Genomic DNA, 19,921 nt, shown 5'->3' on the forward strand with positions numbered 1-19,921 from the left:
CCCATTCCTGACCACCAACGCAGCGCATGTCCAAACCCCAGCAACAGCACAGCGCATGTCCACAAACCACCACCAGCGCAGCGCATGTCCACGCCCATCCCCGAATGCTTCCGCTACGAACAACCTGCATGAAGAAGCTCAGGAACTGGCTCAGGGGACCCACCGCATTGGCAGCCTTGGCCGGGGTGGTCGCTGCCGGCGTCGTACTTGCCGTTGCGGAACTGATCGGCGCCTTCTTCACGGCCCGGGCTACTCCCGTGATTGCACTGGGGTCCACGTTCATCGACTTCACGCCGCCGTGGATGAAGGACTTTGCCGTGACCACGTTCGGCACCAATGACAAGGCCGCCCTGTTTGTCGGCATGGGCCTGACTATTTTCGTGTTGGCCTGCGTTCTAGGCGTCGTGGCCTTCCGCAATTGGGGGCTCGGCGTGGTGGGCGTCCTGGCCATGGGAGCGGTGATCGTGGCAGCCGTGGTGACCCGGGCCAGCGTGAAGCCGGTGGATACCTTGCCGAGCCTGATCGGCACCCTGGCCGGACTCATTGTCCTCCGTCTCCTGGTGACCCGGCTGTGGCGGCTGCATGCCTTCCCCGATGCCCCCGCCGACACCGCGGCAAAAGGCATCGAACGCCCCATTACAACGCGCCGAACTTTCTTCGCCGCTACCGGCATCACGGCTGTGGCCGCGGCCATCGCAGCTGGCGGAGGGCGGTTCCTGAGCGCCGCCCGCAGCAATGTGGCCCAGGCCCGGGATTCGCTGAAGCTCCCGACCCCGGCCCGGGCGGCGGCTCCCGTCCCGGCGGATGTCCAGTCCCCGACGCCGGGAGTCACCCCCTGGCTCACCCCATCGAAGGACTTCTACCGGATCGACACTGCGCTCAGCGTTCCTGAGGTCAGCGCCCAGGATTGGGAGCTGCGGGTCCACGGGATGGTGGAACAAGAGGTCCGGTTGACGTTCCAGGACCTGCTCGACGCCGAATTGATCGAGACATACGTGTCGCTCACCTGCGTGTCCAACCCCGTGGGCGGGAACCTGGCCGGGAACGCCAAATGGCTGGGCATGCCCATCCGCGAGCTACTCAAACGGGCCCGCCCCCAAGCCGGAGCGGACATGGTCCTCTCCACCTCGGTCGATGGCTTCAGCGCTTCCACTCCGCTGGAAGTGCTCCAGGACGGCAGGGACGCCATCCTCGCAATCGGCATGAACGGCGAGCCGTTGCCGCTGGAACACGGCTACCCCGTTCGCATGGTGGTTCCCGGGCTCTATGGCTTCGTCTCCGCGACCAAGTGGGTGGTGGACCTGGAAGTCACCCGATTCGCAGACAACAAAGGCTATTGGACCAACCGCGGATGGTCAGAGCGCGGTCCCATCAAGACCATGGCCCGTCTCGAAGTGCCAAAGTCCTTCGCCAAGGTGCCCGCTGGCAAGGTCGCATTGGGTGGCACCGCCTGGGCCCAGACGCGCGGCATCACCAAGGTCGAAGTCCAGATAGACAACGGCGTATGGGCCGAAGCCACCCTTGCAGCCGAGGCATCCGTGGTCACGTGGCGGCAGTGGTCCTACATTTGGGACGCCACACCTGGGCCTCACTACATCAAGGTCCGGGCCACCGACGGAACGGGCGAACTGCAGACCGAAACGCGTGCGGACCCTGTACCGGACGGCGCCTCCGGGTGGCAGTCCGTTATGGTGACCGTGGAGTAACTCGGGAAGACGGTTCCTGCACCCTAGACTTGCCTCATGCCCTTGAGCTCGCATGAAACCTTCAGTGTTGATTCCGCCGTCGAACTGGCAGTGATTGAACGCAGCGGCTTCATCGAATCACGCCACATCGGTTCCGCCGTCGTCCTTTCGGGTGACGGCTCTGTAGTGACACAGCTCGGCGACATCACGACCCCCATATACGCCCGCTCCGCGCTCAAGCCTTTCCAGGCCCTTGCGTCGATGCAGGCGGGCGTGCCACTGCGCGGCGCCCAGGTGGCTTTGGCCTGCGCCAGCCATGTGGGCTCGCTGGACCACATGGACGTGGTGGAAGGCATGCTCAAAGCCGCCGGTGTCCGGGAAGAACAGCTGCAATGCCCTTCGGCGTGGCCGCAGGACGAAGTCGCCCGCAATTGGCTGATCCGTTCCGAGCACGGTAAGTCCAAGCTGGCCTTCAATTGTTCAGGCAAGCACGCAGCGTTCCTCTGGGCCTGCACCGAGAACGGCTGGGACACACACAGTTATCTCGAACCCAACCACCCCTTGCAGCAGCGTGTGCGGTCCGTGATCGAGGAATACAGTGGCGAGAAGATTGCACACTTGGGCATCGATGGCTGCGGGGCGCCGGTGGCCGCACTTTCCCTCACCGGCTTGGCTCGGGCGTATTCGCGCCTCGCACAGGCCCCACAGGATCAGAGCTGCAATGCCCGCGCAGCCACCATCGCCACGTCCATGTTGGACTACCCGTGGGCAGTACAGGGCCGAGGCGAGGCGAACACGATCGTCATGGACGAACTCGACGTGCTTGCCAAAGGCGGGGCGGAAGGTGTCTTGGTAATGGCGACGCCCACCGGTGCCTCGGTGGCAGTGAAAATCCTCGACGGGAACCCCCGCGCAGCCACCCTTGTTGGGCTGACGCTTCTCGCTGTTGCTGGCGCCGTGGATATTCCCGGTGTCTCAAGCGTGCTCGAAAAGGTCGTGGAGCCCGTCCTCGGCGGTGGCCACTCGGTCGGCCGGATCCGGTTGGGCCACGCGGTCTCGGCGCTACTGGACTGATTGGAGGCCCGGAAGATGGCAATCGCACGACGCCGGATCGACCTTGCGGAAGGCCGCGCGGCACTGGCCGCATGGCAGGCCGCCGTCGGCCAAGAAACAGCGCCCGGGGCACCGCCGTCGCGCGCGGTGCTGGCGACTGCGGTCCGCTACTCGCTGGAGGAACTCACCGCCCGTGCCCCCGGGAACTCGGTTGAGGTCAGGGTACCGCCGTTCGGAGTCACCCAGTGCGTGGAAGGCCCCCGGCATACGCGCGGCACCCCACCTAATGTCATTGAGTGCGACGCCGCCACTTGGCTCGAATTGGTGACCGGACGCTTGGCGTGGTCCGCCGCCGTCGACGCCGGCCGGGTAGCCGCTTCGGGTCTGCGCGCGGATTTGTCGGAGCTTCTCCCGCTTCTGTGAGCCTTTTCGCGGTTGAGCGCCCCGCGACGGTCTCGTGGGGCGCTCAACTGGAGTCTGGGGCCTAGTCCGGGCTGACGGTAGGGCTCTGGTGCTGGCCCGGTTTGATCATTTCAAATTGCGGGATCTCATCCGAGCTGGGGCCGCCCCGGAACTTCGGCGAAGGCTCGCGTCCTTCGCTGAGGCGCTCGATTTCCTGTTCCTCAAAAACGGCCTCGGCTCCGAGCATGATGGCGGAATCCTCGTTGGTGATTTCACCGCGGAAGGCGCGGACCATGACGTCGCAGTCGAACTGCCCCTCCCATTTCGCCACCACAAATGTGGCTACGCAGTTACCCATGAGGTTCACGACGACGCGCATGGAGTCCATGAGGCGGTCGGCGCCCAGGAGCAGGGCGACGCCGGCAACCGGGAAGATGCCGAGGGCCGCTGCCGTGGCGGAAAGCGCCAGGAACGACGATCCCGGTACGCCTGCCATGCCCTTGGACGTCAGCAGCAGGACACCCAGGGCTGCCAGCTGCTGCCCGAGATCGAGGTGGTGGCCGAAGGCTTGGGCCAGGAACAGCAGGGAGATCGAAAGGTAGATCGCGGCGCCGTCGAGGTTGAACGAGTAGCCCGTGGGGACCACCAAGCCGGTGGTGGCCCGCGAGCAGCCTGCGTTGGTCAGCTTGGTCATGATGCGCGGGAGCACGGACTCCGTGGACGCCGTGCCGAGAGCCAGGAGGAACTCTTCCCGGGTGTATTTCAAGAATTGCCACAGCGGCACCCTCGCGAAGCTCCAGGCGACGAGGAACAGCAAGGCGATGAACACGATGGCCGCTCCATAACAGGAGGCGATCAGCAGCGCGTACGTGCCAAGCGTGTCTAGTCCGTACTGGCCGATGATGTACGCCATGGCACCGAAAGCGCCGATGGGAGCAACCTTCATGATCCAGGACATGATCTTGAAGATCAGTTCCAGGACGGTTTCCATGAGGCTGATGACGGGGAGGCAGCGCTCGCGTCCGATAACGACGATTGCCGCGCCGAAGAAGACCGAGAAAAAGAGGACCTGGAGCAGGCTGTTGTTCGCGAAAGCCCCAATGACGCTGGTGGGGATCACGTCCAGGATGAAGGACGCGGCATCCTTGGGCGGCGCCGCATTGCCGGTCTGGGCCTTCAGGGCATCCTGCGAAAGGGAGTTCGGATCGATATGCAGTCCGGCGCCGGGCTGCACGAGGTTTCCCACGATCAGGCCAAAGACCAGGGCAAAAAGCGTGGCGCCGGTGAAGTACAGGAGGGCTTTGACTCCGACCCTGCCGACCGCCTTGACGTCGCCCACTGCCGAGATTCCCGTGACGATCACGAGGAAGATCAGCGGAGCGATGATCATCTTGATGAGTTGAATGAAACCATCGCCCAGTGGCCGGAGGGTGGACCCGATGTTCGGCCAGAAATGGCCGATGAGTACACCTGCGACGACGGCGATCAGAATTTGGAAGAAGAGCGACTTGTACAGTGGCTTCTTCTTCCGCGGAGCCGAACTCGCCTTCAGCGCCGCAGAGTCTGGAAACTTCATTGATCTGAACCAATCAGTTTGGGAACAGCCCCCTGATTTCGGGGATGAATTCAATGTAATCCCGCTCACACCATTCCACAAGAGGGAATCTAATTTTCATATTATGGAATTAATCGGCCGGACGCTCCTCCCTGAACACGCGAAATACCCCCACAGTTTGGGCTGAGGGGGTATCCAGGGGGGAACGCGAAGAGACGCGTCACACCGAGCAGGTTATTGGCAGGCGGACGCGGCCGCGCCCGCGTATTTCCGGCCTGCAGCCATCCCGGAGGCGCTAAAAACCTGCGTCGCGTGACGCCGAGCTTCGTGACGCCGAGCTTCGTGACGCCGAGCTTCGTGACGCTAGGCTAGCTAACCCCAGCGAGCTAACCGCGGCCCACGAACGGCATCCCGGCGGCGGTCACCACTACGGATCCGACATTGGCCGACGCTGGCATGTTGGCCATCATGAGCACCGCGCGGGCAGCGTCCTCCACGGGGAACATCGGCTCCACGCGCCTGCTGCCGTCAGCCTGGAGCGCCCCCGAGCCCACGCCGATGGTGTCCATGATTTCGGTGCGGGTGTTGCCGATATCGATCTGCCCACAGGTTATTCCGAATGGACGCCCGTCCAGCTCGATGCTCTTCGTCAGGCCACTCATCGCGTGCTTGCTCACGGTGTACGCCGCGGACAATGGCCGCGGCGAATGGGCGGAGATGGAGCCGTTGTTGATGATGCGGCCACCTTGCGGTTCCTGGGACTTCATGATCCGGACTGCCTCGGCCGCGCACAGCATGGAGCCGGTGACATTCACGGCCAACGTGGCATTCCATTCGTCTACGCTGATCTCGTCCACTGCCCCGGAAGGACCGAAGATGCCCGCATTGTTGAACAGGACATCAACCCTCCCCCAGCGTTGGCGGGCGGCGGCGAAAAGGCGCGCGACGTCGTCGGGCACTGTCACGTCGCATGGCACCGCAAGCGCCTCCGTGTGGCCTTCGGCCGTCTCGAGAAGCTGCGCTTCCCGCCGTCCGGCGAGGGCAACCCTGTAGCCTTCGGCCAACAGAAGCCGGGCGACTGCCCGCCCGATCCCGGAGCCGGCTCCGGTGACGACGGCGACGCGGGGCCGGGTGGGGATGGTTTCGCTCACGCGGTTCTCCTGTTTGTTGAGCTAGTGCGCGGCGGGAGCATCCGCCGTCGTCGTGGTTGTGACGGTCAGTGGCCAGCCTATGACGGTCTTGGGGCGCGGCGTGGCATACGTTCGGACTTTGGACGTGGACAGCCCCAGACGGACGAGCGACTCGGCGATAGTCACCGAGGCGGCCACTCCATCCACCACCGGCACTCCGCAGCGTTGGCGGATCTGCTCGTCAAGGCCCGCCATGCCGCCGCAGCCGAGGACGATAACCTCTGCCTTGTCGTCACGCACGGCGCGTTCGGCCTGTTCCACAATGGCTTCGACTGCGCGGTCCGGGTATTCCTCGAGTTCCAGGACGGCCATGCCGCTCGCACGGACGGAGGCGCAGCGGGCATCCAGCCCGGCGAGCTTGAGACGGTCCTCGATGAGCGGAACCGCCCGGTCCAGCGTGGTGACGACGGAGTATTTGTGGCCGAGGAACATCGCGGTGCTGGCCGCCGCCTCGGTGATGTCCACCACCGGAACGTCGAGGAGCTCCTGGAGTCCTTCGCGGCCGTGCTCGCCGTAGCCGGCCTGGATGACGGCGTCGAACGGTTCGGGGTAGTTGACCACGCGGTCCATCACGGCGATGGCAGCGAGGTAACTTTCGAAGTTCCCCTCGCAGGAATCGGCGCCGAATCGCGGCGTGAGGCCGATGATCTCGGTGCCGGGAGCCGCGATGCTCCGCGCCTGGGCTGCGATGGAGTCGGTCATGGATTGGGTGGTGTTGACGTTTGCGACGAGGATGCGCATGGCTTGCTCCTGGATTGTGGGCCCGGGGCGGCCCAACTGACTCGCAGTTATTGTCGTTCTGAGGGCTCAAAACGACGTTAACTGCGAGTCAGTTGGGTGCTAGTGGTTGCTGACGACGGCGATCGGCTCGCCGGACACGTCGCTGTGCCGCTGGTTCTTGTCTGCGAGCAGGTAGTAGCACAACGCCCCGATGCCGGCGCCGAAGAACCAAGCGAACGGCGCTGCGGTCTTTAGCGCGGGAAGGAAAGCGATAAGGACTGCGACGACGGCGGCCGGAACCATGGCGGCGATCGCCCGGGGGTTGACGCCCCGCTTGTAGAAGTAGGTCCCGGAGGGATGGTCCGTGTAGAGGTCGAGGATGTTGACCTTGCCCCGACGCAGGAGCCAGTAATCGGCCATCACGACGCCGAACAGCGGGCCGAGCAGTGCGCCGAGTCCGCCGAGGAAGTACACGATGACCAGCGGGTTGTTGTAGAGGTTCCACGGCAGGATGATCAGGCCGATGGTTCCACTGACCCAAGCTGCCTTGCGGAAATTGAGGTGCTTGGGGAAGAGGTTGGTCAGGGCGTAGACGGGCGCCACGAAATTGGCCATGAGGTTCACTGCGATCGTCAGGATCAACAAGGCCAGGCAGGCCAGGACCAGGAAGAGCGTGTTGGGGATGCTCTGCACAATGTCCGAGGGGCTTTCGATAATCTTGCCGTTGATCTTGTACTGGCCGCCGGCCATGATCACGACAATTGCGCCGAACAGGAGCATGTTGATGGGAATGCCCCAGAAGTTGCCACGGACAATCGACTTCCTGGATACCGAAGAACGGGTGAAGTCGCAGAAGTTCAGGACGAAAGTTCCGTAAATGGAGACCCAGAGAGCGCCGCCGGCAAAGATCGTGCGCCACATCTCGCCGCCCTCGAGGCCTTTGATGCCGGACCATTGGATGGCGCCCCCGGCCTCCGCGAACACCCAGATGGCAATGGCCAGCATCGTGGCAAGGATGATGGGCCCGGCAAAGGCTTCATACTTGCGGATCATCTCCATACCGAAGCTGACAATGACCAACTGAACAATCCAGAGCGACACGAAGGCGATCCAACCGAGGGTGGACAATCCCAGGATCGAGTTGGCATCCATGTCCTTCAGTCCGGGGAACATGGCGACGAGCATGACGCGGAGTACTACGGAGGCGAGATAGGTCTGAATTCCGAACCATGCGATGGCTACGGCGCCGCGGACCAGACTGGCCAGCTGCGCCCCGCGGATACCGAAGCTGATCCGGCTCATCACGGGGAAGGGGACTCCGGTTTTCTGGCCCATGAATCCGGAGAAGGTCAGGAGTGTGAACAGCAAAACCGCACCGATGCCGAGGGCAACGAGGATTTGCCATCCACCCAGGCCAAGGGAAAAGAGCCCGATGGCGAATGCATAGTTGCCAAGGCTGTGGACGTCATTGGCCCAGAGGGTGAAGATGCTGTAGCTGGTCCAGCGCCTCCCCTCCTTCTTCGTGGGCGCAAGGTCGAGGTTGTACAGGCTGGGGCTGATGGTCCTGCCTGCTGCGACGGAGGCTACCTCGCAAAGTGTTTCATTTCCTACTGAGGGATGGACGGAGCTGCCTGGCAGCGCGGTCTGCTCCGGGGCCGTGGTGACGCCGACTGGGGGAGTCGCTTGCATCGTGGATCTCCACTTCTTTGTGGTGCTGCAACTAGGCTTCCGAGACACTGCGAGAGGGAATAAAGCTTTTCGTATCGTGGAATCTAGTTATTGAATAGTGGAATAACTGTATGAGCTACGTCACCATTGGTCAAGGGCTCCGCGGCCGACGGCGGTCACAAACGGCAGCCTGGCGCCGAAAAGCCTTGCGGGCACTCGCCTCCGTAACGACAGATTGACGCTGAGCAAGCCCGTGGCTAATCTCAAATTACAGAATTTTATTCTCACATTACGAAATTTCCATGTCGTTTCAGCGAGCACTACAGTGCAAGCGCCCAGACATTCAATGAAGAGAGGTTGGACGTGGCTGCAGGAGAAGAGACCTCACACATCCTTAGCGGGTTGACTTCCCAGCTGCCTGATCGTGATCCGGAAGAGACTGCCGAGTGGGTTGAGTCTTTGGATGCGTTGATCAGGGAGCAGGGCACGGAGCGGGCGCAGTTCATCATGCGTAGCCTGCTTCAGCGGGCGGGTTCGCAGTCGGTCGGGGTACCGATGGTCACGACGACTGATTACGTGAACACGATCCCGGCGGACCAGGAACCGCAGTTCCCGGGCAACGAGGAATTCGAGCGACGGTACCGGGCGTACATGCGCTGGAACGCGGCCGTGATGGTGCACCGGGCGCAGCGGGCCGATATCGGGGTCGGCGGGCATATCTCGACCTATGCCGGTGCCGCGACCTTGTACGAGGTCGGTTTCAATCATTTCTTCCGCGGCAAGGACCACCCCGGCGGCGGAGACCAGGTCTTCTTCCAAGGACACGCGTCCCCGGGCATGTACGCCCGGGCGTTCATGGAAGGCCGGCTCACGGAAGAGGACCTGAACGGGTTCCGGCAGGAAAAGTCCAAACAAGGCCACGCCCTTTCCTCCTACCCCCACCCGCGCCTGATGCCCGCGTTCTGGGAATTCCCCACCGTGTCCATGGGGATCGGCCCGATGAACGCGATCTACCAGGCCCAGTCCAACCGCTACCTGCACGACCGCGGCCTGAAAGACACCAGTGACCAGCAGGTCTGGGCGTTCCTGGGCGACGGGGAAATGGACGAGCCCGAGTCCCGCGGCCTGCTCCAGCTCGCCGCGAACGAGAACCTGGACAACCTGAACTTCGTGATCAACTGCAACCTCCAGCGCCTGGACGGACCGGTCCGGGGCAACGGGAAGATCATGCAGGAACTGGAAGCATTCTTCCGCGGCGCGGGCTGGAACGTGATCAAGGTCGTCTGGGGCCGGGAATGGGACGCCCTCCTGGCCAAGGACACCGACGGGTCCTTGGTGAAGATCATGAACGAAACCGTCGACGGGGACTACCAGACCTACAAGGCCGAGTCCGGCGGGTTCGTCCGCGAACACTTCTTCGGCAAGACCCCGGCCACCAAGGACATGGTCGCGGACCTGGACGACGAACAGATCTGGAACCTCAAACGCGGCGGCCACGACTACCGCAAGGTCTACGCCGCGTACAAGGCCGCGACCGAATTCAAGGGCAAACCCACCGTGATCCTGGCCAAGACCGTCAAGGGCTACGGACTCGGACCCCACTTCGAAGGCCGCAACGCGACCCACCAGATGAAGAAACTCACCATGGAAGACCTCAAAGCCTTCCGGGACCACCTGCGCATCCCCATCACCGACGAACAACTCGACACCGACCTCTACCGGCCCCCGTACTACCACCCCGGCCCCGACGCCCCGGAAATCCGGTACATGATGGAACGCCGCGCCGCCCTGGGCGGGCCCGTGCCCGAACGCCGCCACACCCACACCCCCGTCACCCTGCCCGAGGCCACCTCCTACGACGTCGCCAAACGCGGCTCCGGCAAACAACAAGCCGCCACCACCATGGCCTTCGTGAGGCTCCTGAAAGACCTCATGCGGGACAAGAACTTCGGGAAACGCTTCGTCCCGGTCGTCCCGGACGAATCACGCACCTTCGGCATGGACGCGTTCTTCCCCACCGCGAAAATCTACAACCCCAAGGGCCAGAACTACCTCTCCGTGGACCGGGACCTCGTCCTGGCCTACAAGGAATCCCCCATGGGACAACTCATCCACCCCGGCATCAACGAAGCCGGCGCCGTCGCCGCGTTCACCGCCGCCGGCACCGCCTACGCCACCCACGGCGAACCCCTCGTGCCGATCTACGTGTTCTACTCCATGTTCGGCTTCCAACGCACCGGCGACGCCTTCTGGGCCGCCGCGGACCAAATGACCCGCGGCTTCATCATCGGCGCCACCGCAGGACGGACCACCCTCACCGGCGAAGGACTCCAACACGCCGACGGCCACTCCCCCATCCTGGCCTCCACCAACCCCGCCGTCCGCACCTACGACCCCGCCTACGGCTACGAAATCGGCCACATCATCCGCCACGGACTCGAAACCATGTACGGACCGGACTCCCAAGACCGCAACCTCATGTACTACCTCACCGTCTACAACGAACCCATCAACCAACCCGCGGAACCGGAAAACCTCGACACCGAAGGCCTCCTCAAAGGCATCTACCTCCTCTCCCCCGCGGAACCAACACAACAACACAACAACCGGCCCCGCGCCCACATCCTGGCCTCCGGCGTCTCCGTCCCCTGGGCCATCGAAGCCCAACACATCCTCGCCACCGACTGGGCAGTCTCAGCCGACGTCTGGTCCGTGACCTCCTGGAACGAACTCCGACGCGACGGACTCGCCGCCGAAGAACACGCCTTCCTGAACCCCGGCGAAGAACCCCGCACCCCCTTCCTGACCCAACAACTCGCCAACGCCACCGGACCCGTCATCGCCGTCACCGACTACATGAAAGCCGTCCCCGACCAAATCCGCCAATTCATCCCCAACGAATTCGCCTCCCTCGGCGCCGACGGCTTCGGCTTCTCCGACACCCGCCAAGCCGCCCGCCGCTACTTCAAAAACGACACCCACTCCATCGTCACCAAAACCCTCCAACTCCTCGCCGCCAGAGGCGAAGTCGACCCGAGCGCGCCGTCGTACGCCATTGACCGGTACAAGTTGCTGGACGTCACCGCCGGAACCACCGGCGGGGCAGGGGGCGAAAGCTAGGACGCAGCAATAAAAAATCGGCGGTGGCGCCCTATGAGCGCCACCGCCGATTTTGTTATTGCGCTCCGAGCGAGCGGTGATCCACCACGAATCCTGTGGCGGCATTCTCCCTGACTGCATGGATTCCGGCCACGAGGGCCGCGATATCCGGGAACTTGGGCGACACCGCCACTACGGTTCCATCATCGGCTTTGAGCCGGAATCGAAAGGATTGCTCCCCTGTTGCCAAGATTTCGAAAATGCCAGACATAAACCCTCTTTCCACCGCGGATGCCTCGTTGCATCCCTTCCGATGACCACTGACTCTCGTAAAGTCCCTAAGAGAATATCCGGCATGGGAGTGTCCCAGAAGGCCTACCCACGGGTAATATTCAACCTTTATCGGTAGACGTATCTCGGAAAGAAAAGTAAGGTCAGAGGCCCATGGATAGGGTGAACCCATGAACGTTACCAGCCCCGCCTCCACCACCGGTGTGCTGTTGGCCGGGGGCGCAGGGACGCGCTTGGGCCTGGGTCCCAAAGCCTTGCTGCCGTACCGCGGCCACACCTTGGTGGAGGTACTTGCCAAGACCTTGCTCGACGGCGGTTGCCATGAGGTAGTGGTGGTGCTTGGAGCCGGAGCCGAGGAAGTCCGTCGCGCCACGGACTTGGCGAAGTACCTCGTGGTCGACAACCCGGAGTGGGCGTCCGGCATGGCCGGCTCGTTCCGGACAGGTCTTGCCGCTGCGGCCGACGGCCACAACGTCCTGGTGGCGTTGGTGGACCAGCCCGGGGTGACCCCCGCCGTCGTCGCCCGGCTGTTGGCCGCACACCGACCCGGCCGCGTGACAGCAGCGGGATACCCGGAAGCCGGCGCTGCGGAATCCGCGTTCGAGAGTGGCCATACCGCGAAACTCCGGCGCGGCCATCCCTTGATCATCGACGCGGCCCTTCGCGCCGAGGTGGCCGGGTCCGCAGTCGGGGACGCGGGAGCGCGGCGCTTCCTCACAGCGCACCCCGGTTTGGTGGATGTCGTGGACTGCAGCGACCTCGCCGACGGAGCGGACGTGGACACGAAGGACCAGCTGCGCCTCCTCAGCGACCAGCCACCCAACTAACTAGCAGTTGTTGTCGCTAAAACCCCTCAAAACGACGTTAAATGCGAGTTAGTTGGGTGGGGGCGGCGTCCTTGAGCGCCAGATAGATCTTGTCCCGGGCGATGGGGAGCGAGGCGAACCTCACCCCGGTGGCGTTCCGGATCGCGTTGGCCAGTGCGGGTGCCACGGGGTTGAACGGACTCTCGCTCATGGACTTCGCACCGAGCGGCCCCATCCGGTCGTTCGTTGCCGCAAAATAGACCTCGCTGCGTGGCACGTCCGCGAAAGAAGGAATGTGATACTGCCGGAGGATGTCGGTGGTGACCTTGCCAGCGTCGTTCACGCGGACTTCCTCGTACAGGGCGACACCCAGCGCTTGGGCGATCCCGCCTTCGATCTGACCACGGCATTGCCGCGGATTGACCACGACGCCGGCATCGGCCGCCTGCACGCTTTGCAGGATCCGTAGCTCCCCCGTGCCGGTGTTCACGGCCACCCGGAACCCGTGGACGTTGAACGCGACCGAACGTGGGGTGCCTCCCCAACGGCCCTCAGTGGCGAGTTCCATGCCCTGCTGTTGCGCGGCGTCGAACACCTCCTTCAGCGTCACGAGCCGCTCACCGCAGCGCACCGCAGATTCCTCAAGCACACAGTCTGCCTCCGCAACACCCGCGAGCGCGGCCGCCGCAGCCCGGATCCGGAGTGCGAGCTCCTGCGCCGCGAGGAGGGTGGCCTGGCCAGCCACCACAGTGCCAGCGGAGCCGAACGCGCCGGTATCGTGTTCCACGAGGTCCGTGTCGGACTGGCGCACGGCCACCTGCGAAGCGCCGGTGCAAAGGGCCGTCGCGGCCAGTTGGGCGTGGACCGTGGTGGTGCCGTTGCCGAACTCGGCGGTCCCGACGGCGGCGTCGAACGTGCCGTCCGGAAGGAGCCTGAGGCGCGTGTGGGCGAAGTGGCCGCGCGGCGGAACGGTATCGATCATGGACAGCGCGGAGCCGACGCCGGTGACCCACCCCGGGCCGAAGTTGTCCAGGCCGGCGTCCCGGTAGCGTTTCTCGCCCCGCTCGAGCGCATCACGGACCAACGCCACGCACTGGTCCAGGCCGTAGCTGCCGTAAAAGACGTCCTCTTCCGGTTCCGGGTTGGTGGAGAGCATATGGTCACCGGGCCGGACCATGTTCTTGAGGCGGAAGTCCAGCGGATCCATGCCGATTCCAACAGCGAGCTCGTCCACGGCGGATTCGATCGCGAAGATCATCTGGCTCAAGCCGTAACCGCGGAAGGCCCCGGCCGGAACGGTGTTGGTGTAAACAGCCTGTGCGTCCACCTTCTTGTTCGCGCAGTTGTAGACAGCCAAGGACTCCCCGCAACCGTGGAACATGACTCCGGGCGCATGGTTTCCGTACGCCCCCGTGTTGGTGACCACGTCCAACTGCAGCGCCGTCAGACGGCCGCCGCGGCTGGTTCCGGCTTTGACCTTGATGGTGAAGGGGTGGCGCGTGGTGGTGGCAGTGAATTGTTCGGTGCGGGTGAACTCCACTTGCACAGGCCGGCGCAGCTTAAGGGCCGCCATTGCCACGAGGTCCTCGGTGAGCACTTCCTGCTTGCCGCCGAAGCCACCGCCTACCCTGCCGGCCACCACCCGGATGCGGGCCTCGGGGAGATCGAACACGCGGGCCAGGGTGCGCCGGACCAGGAAGGGGACTTGGCTGGAGGAACGCACCACGAGCCGGTCCTCCCCGGGGTTCCCGGCAGCTTCAATCCAAGCGATGGAGGCATGCGTTTCCATGGCGACGTGCTGCACCCGCTGGGTTTGATACGTGTTCTCATGGATGAAGTCGGCCTCGGCGAACCCGGCTTCGACGTTCCCGAGCTCGGAATGGGCCTCCGCCACGACGTTGTCCTGCGGGCGGGATATGCGGGCCGACTCCGCATCCTTCTCCCCGTGGATCGCAGGCGCACCTGGCAGCAACGCGTCCTGCGGCGAGAAGACGGCGTCGAGGAGTTCGTACTGCACCTTGATGGCCCGCGCTCCGGCTTCCGCTGCGCCCACGGATTCGGCGACGACGGCGGCAACCCGCTGGCCGATAAAGCGCACCACGTCGTCGAGGACCCTGGTGTCGTCAGGATCATCGGTGTAAATCTCGTGCTGTGCTGTCGAGAACAGTTGGGCCGGCGCATCCTCGTGGGTGAACACGGCGACGACGCCCGGAACCTGGAGGGCCGCCGTCGTATCGATCGAGACAATCCGGGCGTGCGCGTGGGGCGAGCGCAGCAGTTTGAGGTGGAGCAGTCCCGGGAGCTGCTCCGCCGGTACGTCGAGGGTGTAGCGGGCTGTGCCCGTGACGACGGCGTGGCCTGCCGGGGCGGGGACGTCGTCGCCGAGCTGGCCGGAGGAGGCCAGAGCTGCCGTACCGCCGTCGGAGGTGTCTTGCCCGTTGCGGGCGACGCCGCACACAGCGTCCGCAATGGAGCGGTAGCCTGTGCAGCGGCACAGGTTTCCCTTGAGGCTGCGCGGCAGGTTGGCCTTTTGTTCCTCGTCGAAGGTGGCGGCAGTCATCATCATGCCTGCTGTGCAGAAGCCGCACTGGAAGCCCTGGTTCTCCAGGAACTGCTGCTGCACGGGATGTAGCTCTTCCCCACCGGACACTCCCGCACCGGACAACCCCTCGATGGTGGTAATCGTGTGCCCCTCGGCGCGGATGGCCGGATAGATACAGCTATGCACGGGTTTGCCGTCCACATGGACGGTGCAGGCACCACAGTCCCCGCCGTCGCACCCTTTCTTGACGCCGAAGTTCCCCTGTTCGCGCAGGAACGTCCGCAGGCACTGGCCCGGGCGGGGTGCGGCCTCGGCGGCCGTTCCGTTGATCTCGATTGCCATGCTCAGGCGTCCTTCTGCTGTTCTGTGTCGAATGATGCTGCTTGGGTGGACGGTTGGGGTGACGTGGCGTGCGGCGGCCAAAAATCGCCCGAGACCGCGAATTGCGCTTCGTCTGAAGTCCGGCTGAGCAGCTCCGCACGGATCTCCTCGGCAAGCCGGAAGGTCATGTCACGGCGCCATTCCGGCAGCCCGTGGATGTCGTCGTGGTACAGCTCGGTGGGGATGGAGCGTTCGACGGCGGCGGCCAGCTGGCCGGCGTCCGGCAGCTCAGCTGCGGCGAACCGCAGCTGCACGGGCCGCTTGGTGGCAGCGGTGACGGTGAGGACCAGACTGCCATCGGCGTCGAGTCTTCCGATGAGCAGCACTCCGGAGCGCCCGAGGTTGCTGAGCGAGAGCCGGCGAAAAGCGACCCGAGCAGAAAGGGACGACGCCGGCAGCTGGATGCTGCGCAGGAGCTCGCCGGGTGCCAGGCAGTTCTTTCCGTCTCCGGTCACGAATTCGGCCACCGGAATAGTGCGGCTGCTGCCGTGCCGGCCAAGGATGGTGGCCGTGGCATCCAAGCCGGCGCACAGCGAAATCATGGGACCCGCCGGGAGCGAAGTGCACAGATTGCCGCCAACGGTGGACATGTTCCACACCTTGAAAGAAGCGACGAACGAATCACAACACGGACGGAACATGTCCAGTCCCGGCCAGTCGCGTCCCGCCACGGCGTGCGACGCCGGGAGCGCGTACAGCTCCGCGACGGTGCAGGTGGCAGCCAGCTCGATGCCGTCGTCGCTCACGGTCACGGCGGGCCACCCGGCATGGCCGAGGTCCAGCAACCGCTTCAGTGGTTCTTCGGTAGACACGGGGCTGCCGTAGGAGAACAGGACTGTGCCGCCGGCAAGCCAGGCGTCGCCGTCGCGCCATTGGCCCGGATCGGTGGTGGCAACCACGGCTTCAATGGTGTTCATGTCCATGGGTTCACCTTGCTGTCTTCCACAGTGCAGTTCGCGGGGGTGCGTTGGTGGATCGGGCCTGCGCCGTCCTTGAGGGAACCCCAGCCGGAAGCAGCTCGAGGTGTTCGCGGAGCACGGGAAACGAGGATCTCGGCCGTGATGGAGACCGCCACCTCGGCGGGAGTGACGGCACCGAGGTCCAGCCCGATCGGCGAATGCAGGCGTTCGAGCTCCACGGCCGTGGCACCCCGAGCGGCAAGCGCATCGATCCGCTGCCGGTGGCTCCGCCGCGAACCCATGGCTCCCACATACGCCAGGCCCAGGCCAAGGGCGGTTTCCAGCAGTGGAAGGTCGAACTTGGGATCGTGGGTCAGCACGCATACGACCGTGCGGGGATCGATCCGGCCAGCGGCTGCTTCTGCGGCCAGGTAGCGGTGCGGCCAGTCGGTGACGAGATTGTCGGCGGCGAGGAACCGGTCTTGGCCCGAAAACGCGGGCCGGGCATCGCAGAGGGTGACCTCGTAGCCCAGGAGCTTCCCGGCGGGGAGCAGTGCCGCGGCGAAGTCGTTGGCACCAAAGATGAGCATGCGGGGTGCGGGCAAGCGGCTTTCCACGAAGACGGTAATGGATTCGGCTTCCGGCGCGGCGCCCCCGCAGCCTTCGTCCGGGGCCACGCGTACGAGCCCTGCGCGGCCACCCTGCAGGAGCGGATCGAGCTGCGCTGCCGCACGGATCACGGCGGCATCCCCGCCAAGCAGCGCAGAGAGTTCCGGTGAACCTTCGGCGGAAAAGTGCACCGGATCAAGGACCACCACGGCGCCTCCTGCAGCGTCGAGCCTGCGGATGAGTGCCGCGGAAGACGGCCGGCCGTTCACGGCACCCAGCAAAGCCAGGTCCAGGCCGGCGGCGCTGGTTGATTGGATTGGCTGGATGTGTACTTCCAGCTCGCCGCCACAGCTGAGCCCGACGGCGAATGCGTCCTCGGCGCTGTAGCCGAACCACTCAAGGCGGCTGCCGCCGTCGCGCATTGCTTCAAGGGCGGCGTCCACCACGGCGCCTTCCACGCATCCTCCGGAGAGGCTGCCGAGGACATCGCCGGATTCGGAGACCAGCATGGATGTGCCGAGGGGCCTGGGCACGGAGCCTTCCGCGGCCACGATCGTGGCGACGGCGCAGCGCTGGCCGGAGACCGCAGGCCGCCATGTGCCCAGAGAAGGCATCAAATCCAGCATGGCGCCACTTCCTTTACCGCGGTCCCGGGCCGGAGGCCCGCCCGGGGCAGTGTGCGATCTTGACTCATATTCTCATTCCTTGCGTCTGTACAGGAGGGCTTCGGGTAAACAAACAGCCCGTTGGGTGAAGAGGACCGGGGCGGGCCTCTCATTTCCCACCCCGGTCCTGGGCGGAGCAGCCGCGCTTTGCCGCCGTCCGCCGTCGTCGTCCGTCCTGTGCGGTTGGAGAGCGATCGGCGGACGCCTATTCATTGCGGTGAAGCGCGGCCGGACCGCCGTCTCAATGGCCCGCTATCCTAGGTCACGATCCCAAGAGGGTGCTGATCGGCCCGCGGGCAAAGTAGATCAGGAAGCCCAGGGTCACCACCCACATGAGCGGATGGACCTTCTTGCCCTTGCCCGATGCCGCGTGGATCACGGACCAGGAGATGAACCCGACGCCGATGCCGTTGGCGATTGAGTACGTCAGGGGCATGGTGACGATGGTCAGGAAGGCCGGCAGGGCCACCGAGAACTTGGAGAACTTGATCTCGCGGATCTGTGCCATCATCATGGCTCCCACTACCACCAAGGCTGCGGCTGCGACCTCGAGCGGAACCACGCTTGTGAGCGGGGTCAGGAACATCGAGCCCAGGAACAACAGGCCCGTGACCACCGAAGCCAGGCCGGTGCGGGCACCTTCGCCAATGCCGGCAGCGGAATCGATGTACACGGTGTTTGACGAGCCCGACGTCGCGCCGCCGGCTACCGCGCCCAGGCCTTCGACGATGAAGGCCGACTTCAGTTTGGGGAACGTGCCGTCTTTGTAAGCCACGCCGGCGCTCTTGGCGAGACCGGTCATGGTGCCCATGGCGTCGAAGAAATTGGTGAACACGAGCGTGAACACCAGCATCGTGGCCGCCAGCCCGCCGATCCGGGTGAACGAGCCGAAGAGGTCGAAATGGCCCACCAGGCTGAAGTCCGGGGCGGAGACCAGCTGGCCGGACAGTACCGGAGTATTGAGGTGCCAGCCACCGGGATTGGCGGCGCTGCCAGCTCCGATGTGCATGACGGCCTCGACGACGGCGGCGAGGACCGTGGTGGCGACGATTCCGATCAGGAGGCCGCCTTGGATCCTGCGGGCCACGAGGATACCCATGACCAACAGACCGACGATGAAAACGAGGGTGGGGATGGAGGTGATGGAACCATCCGTGCCGAGCTGAACCGGGGGTCCGCCTTTGGTGGGGCGGACGAAGCCGGAGTCGACGAAGCCGATGAAGGCGATGAACAGGCCGATGCCGACGGTGATGGCGGCCTTGAGCTCCTTGGGGACAGCCTTGAAGATCGCAGTCCGGGCACCCGTGACGCCGAACAGGACAATCAGGATGCCGTTGATGACCACCAGGCCCATGGCTTCCGGCCAAGTGACTTCGTGGATGACGGCGACTGCCAGGAACGAGTTGATGCCCAAGCCCGCGGCGAGCCCGAACGGCAGGTTCGCGATCAGGCCGAAGAGGACGGTCATGACACCGGCGGTCAGGCCGGTGACCGCCCCCACTTGCGCTGCGGACAACCATCCGCCAGCAACGTCCGTGGGCGCGTTCTGGGCCGAGAATCCGCCCAGGATCAGGGGGTTGAGGATCACGATGTAGGCCATCGTGAAGAACGTGACGATGCCGCCGCGGAATTCGCGGGCCAGGGTGGAGCCACGTTTGGTGATCTGGAAGAAACCGTCCAGGAAGGAGTTCGACGCCGGGGGCTTGGGGCTGCTCCCCCGCTGTGCCAGTCCGGTTGCCGCGGGCTTTTCGCGTGCCTCTGTCTGCCCTGCGCCGGAGGGCGCAGCCTGCTTTTCAGTTGCCGTTCGCATTTCTGCGGGGTCCAGGATTGTCATTTCAGCCACCGGGCCCTAGTAGTCAATCCTGGAGTCAAGCGTGTTCCAGGTGTTGAACGGTTCCAGGATGGCCGGCGCCTGGGGGTCGCCCAGCTCCAGCTTGGTGACCGGCATGAGCTTGTCCCGGTCCTCGTTCTCGAAGTATTCGTAGAAGACGGCGTCGTCGAAGCCGACGGACGCGGCGTCGTGCCGGTCGGCTGCGAAAACCACGTTGCCGATGCGTGCCCAGAGGGCCGAGGCCAAGCACATGGGGCATGGCTCGCAGCTCGTGTAGAGGGTGGCTCCGCTGAGATCGAAGGTGCCGAGCTCGCGGCAGGCATTGCGGATGGCGGTGACCTCGGCGTGCGCCGTGGGGTCGTTGCTTGCGGTGACCCGGTTGACGCCTTCGAAGGCGCGGCCGTCCGCGGTGACAATGACGGCGCCGAACGGCCCGCCGCTGTTGAGGACATTGGCTGTTGCCAGCTCAATGGAGGTGGCCAGAAATTGTTCGGCCGTGACGGTGGTACTCATGTGCGACTTCCT

Annotated in this window: 15 protein-coding genes; 5 read left to right on the forward strand and 10 right to left on the reverse strand. The window is 64.6% G+C overall.

Annotated elements, in window-relative coordinates; all coding sequences use genetic code 11:
* The first annotated feature begins 128 nt into the window (after positions 1–128).
* Genes A3M3_RS0104870 through A3M3_RS0104880 form a run of 3 tightly spaced genes read left to right on the forward strand, consistent with a single transcriptional unit; the run spans position 129 to position 3,161 of the window.
* Positions 129–1,706 (forward strand): molybdopterin-dependent oxidoreductase, encoded by a 1,578-nt coding sequence (locus A3M3_RS0104870; RefSeq protein WP_028265403.1) that lies wholly within the window; start codon positions 129–131, stop codon positions 1,704–1,706.
* A 36-nt stretch (positions 1,707–1,742) separates the two neighbouring features.
* Positions 1,743–2,759, forward strand: coding sequence for an asparaginase (locus tag A3M3_RS0104875; RefSeq protein WP_028265404.1), 1,017 nt, complete (start codon positions 1,743–1,745; stop codon positions 2,757–2,759).
* 15 nt (positions 2,760–2,774) lie between these two features.
* A complete protein-coding gene (locus tag A3M3_RS0104880) occupies positions 2,775–3,161 on the forward strand; it encodes a sterol carrier family protein (protein WP_028265405.1) in 387 nt (128 codons plus the stop codon).
* Between the two features lie 61 nt (positions 3,162–3,222).
* Here the strand turns inward: A3M3_RS0104880 and A3M3_RS0104885 are convergent, their stop codons facing one another.
* The 4 genes from A3M3_RS0104885 to A3M3_RS0104900 form a co-directional block, all read right to left on the reverse strand.
* On the reverse strand, positions 3,223–4,716 hold the full coding sequence (locus tag A3M3_RS0104885) for a cation:dicarboxylate symporter family transporter (RefSeq protein ID WP_028265406.1): 1,494 nt from the start codon (positions 4,714–4,716) through the stop codon (positions 3,223–3,225).
* 365 nt (positions 4,717–5,081) lie between these two features.
* Positions 5,082–5,846: an SDR family oxidoreductase gene (locus A3M3_RS0104890; RefSeq protein ID WP_028265407.1), complete on the reverse strand. Its 765-nt coding sequence runs from the start codon at positions 5,844–5,846 to the stop codon at positions 5,082–5,084.
* Positions 5,847–5,867: 21 nt separating this feature from the next.
* Positions 5,868–6,626 (reverse strand): aspartate/glutamate racemase family protein, encoded by a 759-nt coding sequence (locus tag A3M3_RS0104895; protein WP_028265408.1) that lies wholly within the window; start codon positions 6,624–6,626, stop codon positions 5,868–5,870.
* Positions 6,627–6,725: 99 nt separating this feature from the next.
* Positions 6,726–8,294, reverse strand: a complete 1,569-nt coding sequence (locus A3M3_RS0104900; RefSeq protein WP_028265409.1) for an NCS1 family nucleobase:cation symporter-1 — start codon at positions 8,292–8,294, stop codon at positions 6,726–6,728.
* A gap of 342 nt (positions 8,295–8,636) precedes the next feature.
* On the opposite strand from A3M3_RS0104900, the gene aceE reads away from it, so the two are divergent.
* Positions 8,637–11,393 (forward strand): pyruvate dehydrogenase (acetyl-transferring), homodimeric type, encoded by a 2,757-nt coding sequence (aceE, locus tag A3M3_RS0104905; RefSeq protein WP_028265410.1) that lies wholly within the window; start codon positions 8,637–8,639, stop codon positions 11,391–11,393.
* A gap of 55 nt (positions 11,394–11,448) precedes the next feature.
* Here the strand turns inward: aceE and A3M3_RS0104910 are convergent, their stop codons facing one another.
* On the reverse strand, positions 11,449–11,643 hold the full coding sequence (locus A3M3_RS0104910; RefSeq protein WP_028265411.1) for a YegP family protein: 195 nt from the start codon (positions 11,641–11,643) through the stop codon (positions 11,449–11,451).
* A gap of 190 nt (positions 11,644–11,833) precedes the next feature.
* Here A3M3_RS0104910 and nboR point away from each other — a divergent pair, with 190 nt between their 5' ends.
* Positions 11,834–12,490, forward strand: a complete 657-nt coding sequence (nboR, locus tag A3M3_RS0104915) for a nicotine blue oxidoreductase (protein WP_028265412.1) — start codon at positions 11,834–11,836, stop codon at positions 12,488–12,490.
* Between the two features lie 37 nt (positions 12,491–12,527).
* On the opposite strand, the gene A3M3_RS0104920 is transcribed toward nboR, so the two are convergent.
* The 5 genes from A3M3_RS0104920 to A3M3_RS0104940 form a co-directional block, all read right to left on the reverse strand.
* Positions 12,528–15,353 carry a molybdopterin-dependent oxidoreductase gene (locus A3M3_RS0104920; RefSeq protein WP_028265413.1) on the reverse strand — a complete coding sequence of 942 codons (2,826 nt, stop codon included), beginning with the start codon at positions 15,351–15,353 and terminating at the stop codon, positions 12,528–12,530.
* 2 nt (positions 15,354–15,355) lie between these two features.
* Positions 15,356–16,315, reverse strand: a complete 960-nt coding sequence (locus tag A3M3_RS0104925) for an FAD binding domain-containing protein (RefSeq protein ID WP_028265414.1) — start codon at positions 16,313–16,315, stop codon at positions 15,356–15,358.
* On the reverse strand, positions 16,306–17,526 hold the full coding sequence (locus tag A3M3_RS0104930; RefSeq protein WP_028265415.1) for an XdhC family protein: 1,221 nt from the start codon (positions 17,524–17,526) through the stop codon (positions 16,306–16,308). The genes A3M3_RS0104925 and A3M3_RS0104930 overlap by 10 nt, the downstream gene beginning before the upstream one ends.
* A 301-nt stretch (positions 17,527–17,827) precedes the next feature.
* Complete coding sequence (locus A3M3_RS0104935; RefSeq protein ID WP_442853110.1) at positions 17,828–19,399, reverse strand: NCS2 family permease; 1,572 nt, start codon at positions 19,397–19,399, stop codon at positions 17,828–17,830.
* A 15-nt stretch (positions 19,400–19,414) separates the two neighbouring features.
* Complete coding sequence (locus A3M3_RS0104940) at positions 19,415–19,909, reverse strand: nucleoside deaminase (protein ID WP_028265417.1); 495 nt, start codon at positions 19,907–19,909, stop codon at positions 19,415–19,417.
* Positions 19,910–19,921 lie beyond the last annotated feature (12 nt).

It is taken from the genome of Arthrobacter sp. MA-N2, from assembly GCF_000517125.1.
GTDB classification, from domain to species: domain Bacteria; phylum Actinomycetota; class Actinomycetes; order Actinomycetales; family Micrococcaceae; genus Arthrobacter; species Arthrobacter methylotrophus.

Excerpts from the sequence above, each read along its gene's own strand:
- A3M3_RS0104920 (WP_028265413.1), bottom strand. The coding sequence starts at position 15,353 with ATGGCAATCGAGATCAACGGAACGGCCGCCGAGGCCGCACCCCGCCCG.
- A3M3_RS0104895 (WP_028265408.1), bottom strand. The coding sequence starts at position 6,626 with ATGCGCATCCTCGTCGCAAACGTCAACACCACCCAATCCATGACCGAC.
- A3M3_RS0104930 (WP_028265415.1), bottom strand. The coding sequence starts at position 17,526 with ATGCTGGATTTGATGCCTTCTCTGGGCACATGGCGGCCTGCGGTCTCC.
- A3M3_RS0104900 (WP_028265409.1), bottom strand. The coding sequence starts at position 8,294 with ATGCAAGCGACTCCCCCAGTCGGCGTCACCACGGCCCCGGAGCAGACC.
- A3M3_RS0104870 (WP_028265403.1), top strand. The coding sequence starts at position 129 with ATGAAGAAGCTCAGGAACTGGCTCAGGGGACCCACCGCATTGGCAGCC.
- A3M3_RS0104940 (WP_028265417.1), bottom strand. The coding sequence starts at position 19,909 with ATGAGTACCACCGTCACGGCCGAACAATTTCTGGCCACCTCCATTGAG.
- A3M3_RS0104880 (WP_028265405.1), top strand. The coding sequence starts at position 2,775 with ATGGCAATCGCACGACGCCGGATCGACCTTGCGGAAGGCCGCGCGGCA.
- nboR (WP_028265412.1), top strand. The coding sequence starts at position 11,834 with ATGAACGTTACCAGCCCCGCCTCCACCACCGGTGTGCTGTTGGCCGGG.
- A3M3_RS0104935 (WP_442853110.1), bottom strand. The coding sequence starts at position 19,399 with ATGACAATCCTGGACCCCGCAGAAATGCGAACGGCAACTGAAAAGCAG.
- A3M3_RS0104910 (WP_028265411.1), bottom strand. The coding sequence starts at position 11,643 with ATGTCTGGCATTTTCGAAATCTTGGCAACAGGGGAGCAATCCTTTCGA.
- A3M3_RS0104875 (WP_028265404.1), top strand. The coding sequence starts at position 1,743 with ATGCCCTTGAGCTCGCATGAAACCTTCAGTGTTGATTCCGCCGTCGAA.
- A3M3_RS0104925 (WP_028265414.1), bottom strand. The coding sequence starts at position 16,315 with ATGGACATGAACACCATTGAAGCCGTGGTTGCCACCACCGATCCGGGC.
- A3M3_RS0104885 (WP_028265406.1), bottom strand. The coding sequence starts at position 4,716 with ATGAAGTTTCCAGACTCTGCGGCGCTGAAGGCGAGTTCGGCTCCGCGG.